The sequence below is a fragment of the Robinsoniella sp. genome, assembly GCF_034124845.1.
Genome location: NZ_JAWYAJ010000084.1, coordinates 1 through 4453 on the forward strand (window position 1 = coordinate 1; position 4453 = coordinate 4453).

4 protein-coding genes are annotated in these 4453 nt (G+C 40.7%); all 4 read right to left on the reverse strand.

Annotated elements, in window-relative coordinates; all coding sequences use genetic code 11:
* Positions 1-1268, reverse strand: a 1268-nt coding sequence (locus ACH2DQ_RS04300) for a DNA topoisomerase (protein WP_395025709.1), incomplete at its 3' end; no start/stop codon positions are given.
* A gap of 21 nt (positions 1269-1289) precedes the next feature.
* Positions 1290-2015, reverse strand: a complete 726-nt coding sequence (locus ACH2DQ_RS04305; protein WP_394913072.1) for an ABC transporter permease subunit — start codon at positions 2013-2015, stop codon at positions 1290-1292.
* Positions 2008-2892, reverse strand: a complete 885-nt coding sequence (locus tag ACH2DQ_RS04310; protein WP_394913071.1) for an ABC transporter ATP-binding protein — start codon at positions 2890-2892, stop codon at positions 2008-2010. The genes ACH2DQ_RS04305 and ACH2DQ_RS04310 overlap by 8 nt, the downstream gene beginning before the upstream one ends.
* A 263-nt stretch (positions 2893-3155) precedes the next feature.
* Complete coding sequence (asd, locus tag ACH2DQ_RS04315; RefSeq protein ID WP_394913070.1) at positions 3156-4241, reverse strand: aspartate-semialdehyde dehydrogenase; 1086 nt, start codon at positions 4239-4241, stop codon at positions 3156-3158.
* Positions 4242-4453 lie beyond the last annotated feature (212 nt).

The window sequence follows — 4453 nt, forward strand, 5'->3', positions numbered from 1 at the left end:
TCGTACACATTTACCGCATTACTGTTCAGAGAACGAAGAGCACTGATTCCCTGTCCGGTTGGAACGATTGCGTAATGGTCTGTAATCTGTTTATCATTTACATATCTTGTCTTTGCTATATTTTTATAGCTGGTGCCGCTTAGAATCTCTTCCGCATACTCTTTCATCATAGGTATGTTCCTCAGTCCGCCGATATTTTTATGTATTTCTTTGGCTACCGCCGTTGACAATACTCTAGCGTCCGTTCTCGGATAGGTTACCAGCTTCTTTTCGTATAATTCCTGAACGACACGCAATGTTTCATCCGGGCTTATTTTAAACAGTTTGGAACATTCATTCTGAAGTTCAGCCAGGTTAAATAACAGCGGAGGATTTTTATTTTCCTTTTTCTTCTCGACTGCATCTGCCACGGCGGTTAATGGCCGGTCCACACTGAGTTCATCTATTAATATCTGGGCATCTTTTTTCTCTTTAAACCCATTTTCCTTGTAAAGTTTTGGAGACAGGTAATATTTTGAGCCTTCTACGGCACGGAATTCCCCGTCAAATACTTTACCATTATAATTTATGGTGTTTAGTACGCGGTAGAACGGGGTTTTCACAAAATCTCTGATTTCCCGCTCCCGCCTTACGATCATTCCCAATACACAGGTCATTACCCTGCCAACCGATACCACCGTATATTTTGTATGTAAATAATTAGAAATGGCATTCCCGTATTTAAGGGACAGAAGCCTGGAAAAATTAATGCCCATCAAATAATCTTCTTTTGCCCTTAAATAGGCTGCCTCTGACAGATTATCATAAGCAGATAAATCTTTCGCTGTCTCAATTCCCCTTAGTATTTCTTCTTCTGTCTGGGAATCAATCCAGACTCTTTTTCTGACCTTGCCTTTTACATTTGCCTTCTGCTCCACCAGACGATAGATATATTCTCCTTCCCGCCCGGAGTCGGTGCAGACGTAAATGGTATCAACATCTTCCCGGTTCAAAAGCCCGCTTACAATTTTAAATTGTTTTGTTACGGACGGAATGACCTCGTACAGGAATTCCTCCGGAAGAAAGGGAAGCGTATCCAGACTCCACCTCTTGAATTTCACATCATACACTTCCGGATAACTCATGGTTACCAAATGACCAACACACCAGGTTACCACCGCCGTATCCCCCTCCAGATAGCCCTCATGCCTGGATGTTTTTAACTTCAGTGCTTTGGCAAATTCCTGGGCTACACTGGGTTTTTCTGCAATATATAAAGCTTTTGACATCTATAAATCCTCATTCCCCGCTTACAGGGGTAAATCTCTCTTTTCAAATATTTTTATTCCTATAAAATACATCGCCCAGCCAGCAACAATCAGGGCCGGAAGCATCCACAGGATATTAACATTGATCCTCAGAATATATTCGGTATGGAACAGTGAAAAAAAGGTGGCATATTTCAGCACCTCCAGCCGTTCATCCATATCCGATGCTATATGAACAATATAAAAAACCGCAATAATAACACCGGAGAAAAGCCAAGCTTTCCCGGCAGTTCTGCAGGTACAGGACGCTAAAAAACAAAATCCACTGACAAATATATGAAGGCAGAGCGCCCCCAGATTCAACAACAGAAAAGATGTGATATCACAATTTTCCACGAATTGATACAAACCGCCTGCCACTCCAAGAAGTGAAGTAAAAATAAACATCAGTATCAGGTATGTCAGCAATGTAAATGCCTGCGTACACAAAAGCCTCGATCTGCTGTTAGGCGTCGCCAGATAATATGCCATTGTTCCCCGGTCCACCAAACGTGCCACCAAACGTCCTGCCATAATAATACTGAATACGGAAGGAACAATGAAAAAGGTAAATTCACTAAAATATGTTGCTAAAAATCCTGCTGAAGTATGTCCCTGGGTATGAAGTCCCAGGGCAGCCAGCATTCCTGACAGCAATATGCCTAAAAATGCCAGAAGAATCACATAATTTGATTTTATATTCTGTTTTAATAATGGAAAACTAAGCATGCAGCTGACCTCCGTAAAAATGTGGAAAGATCTCTTCCAGGCTTTGGACTGTCATTTCCAGATTTGTCACTTTATAGTCATTGAGTGTATGAATCAGAGACATCATCTCGCCTTTCACATTGACAATGATCTGTTTTTCTTTAATCTGAATCACCTCATAGGGCTCTTTCATAAACCGAAACACTTCCTGCTGATCGGCAAATTTAATAATATAATTTTTTCTTTGGTCTGCACGGAGGCTTTCAATATCGCTGATATTTACCAGGTTGCCATCTCTGATCATCCCTACCCTGTCACAAACCCTGTCCACCTCATCAAACACCTGCGATGTCATAAAAATGGTCTTCCCTTTTTCCTTTTCCTCCAGCATTAGTTCAATAAACCGTTCCTGCATCAGAGGTTCCAGTCCCACCGCAGGTTCATCCAGTATCAGCATTTTGGGATCATGCATAAACGCACTGATAATCTGTACTTTTTTCCGGTTTTCTTTGGACATAAACCTGATCTTCTCATCCATGTCCAACTCAAACCGGTCAACAAGTTCAAACGCCCGCTCCAGGTTCTTCATTCCCCGCATGGCACCCATTAGCCGAATAAATTTATTGCCTGTCATTTCTTTAGGAAGTCCCGCATTTCCTGGCAAATAACCGATAAAACTCTGAATGTTATCGGACCATTTCCAGGTGTCCTTCCCATTTATCACGCATTTCCCCTTCATCGGAGCCATAAATCCCATTAAGAGACGGACAGCTGTCGTTTTACCGGCACCCGCCGGACCCATCAGGGCAAAAATTTCTTCATCTTCAACTTCCAGTGATAAATCAAATACTCCTTTTGTTTTCCCGAATTCTTTTGTTACATTCTTTATCCTAATCATTTATATCCCATTCTTTATCCCTTTTCGCTTTAAAACGTATTTGAAAATTACCGATCGTGAATTACTATATACAGCTTAGTACTACAAAACACGCAGTTAAGCCTGTTATTAATTGTAAGATATAATTCATTAAAAAACAAGTGAATTTTCTCGAAACACAAGGATTCGTTTTAAAATAAGGATTACACAGCAAAATACGTACAAACAAAAAACAGCATTTAGAAGTATACTCTTTAAATGCTGTTTTCTATTATTTTAACTGCTTATTTTGCTGTAATATATCCCTGGGCTTTTAATAGTTCAGCACAAAGAACTGCACCGCCTGCTGCTCCTCGGACAGTATTGTGGGATAATCCTACAAATTTATAATCATATACGTTGTCTTCTCTCAGTCTTCCAACAGAGATACCCATGCCGTTTTCAAAATCTACATCTGCAGTTACCTGGGGGCGGTTATCTTCTTCCAGATACTGAATAAACTGCTTTGGTGCACTTGGAAGCTCTAACTCCTGAGGCAGACCTTTGAAGTTCACTAATTTTTCAATTAACTGCTCTTTGGTGGGCTGCTTTTTAAATTTTACAAATACAGCCGCTGTATGTCCGTTTAATACTGGAACACGGATACACTGGCAGGTAATCACCGGTGAAGATGCTTTTTTGATAACGCCGTCTTCAATATTTCCCCAGAGTCTTAATGGTTCCTGCTCGCTTTTTTCTTCTTCGCCGCCAATATACGGGATGATGTTTTCTACCATTTCCGGCCAGTCTTTAAATGTTTTTCCTGCACCTGATATTGCCTGATAAGTCGTAGCTACTACTTCGTATGGCTCAAACTCTTTCCATGCTGTAAGTACCGGTGCGTAACTCTGGATCGAACAATTTGGTTTCACAGCTACGAATCCTCTCGTTGTTCCAAGACGTTCCTTCTGGAATTTGATCACCTCGAAATGCTCCGGATTGATTTCCGGTACTACCATTGGTACATCTGGTGTCCATCTGTGTGCACTGTTGTTCGATACAACCGGAGTTTCTGTTTTTGCATAAGCTTCTTCGATAGCTTTAATCTCATCTTTGCTCATATCTACGGCAGAAAATACAAAGTCTACGCCGGATGCCACTTTTTCTACTTCATTTACATTCATTACAACAATATTTTTCACTGCTTCCGGCATCGGTGTGGTCATTTTCCATCTTCCGCCTACTGCTTCTTCATAAGTTTTCCCAGCACTTCTTGGGCTTGCAGCAAGGGTTACGACTTCAAACCATGGGTGGTTTTCCAATAATGAAATAAATCTCTGTCCTACCATACCGGTAGCGCCTAATACGCCTACTTTTAATTTCTGACTCATTTTAACATTCTCCTCACACAAATTATTCTTCGAAAATACATGCTTCCGGTATTTTCCCGGCAGAATATATTTCTTAAAATCAAGGGGCAAACGGACATTGCAGCAGGTCGTGTTTTTCTACCGCGTACATTTGTCTTTCCTTTGAACAATAGTATACCATTTTTCCTGAAAATGCAAGTACTTTTTTAATTTTTCAGCAAATATTCTTTTTC

Excerpts from the sequence above, each read along its gene's own strand:
- ACH2DQ_RS04305 (WP_394913072.1), bottom strand. The coding sequence starts at position 2,015 with ATGCTTAGTTTTCCATTATTAAAACAGAATATAAAATCAAATTATGTG.
- ACH2DQ_RS04310 (WP_394913071.1), bottom strand. The coding sequence starts at position 2,892 with ATGATTAGGATAAAGAATGTAACAAAAGAATTCGGGAAAACAAAAGGA.
- asd (WP_394913070.1), bottom strand. The coding sequence starts at position 4,241 with ATGAGTCAGAAATTAAAAGTAGGCGTATTAGGCGCTACCGGTATGGTA.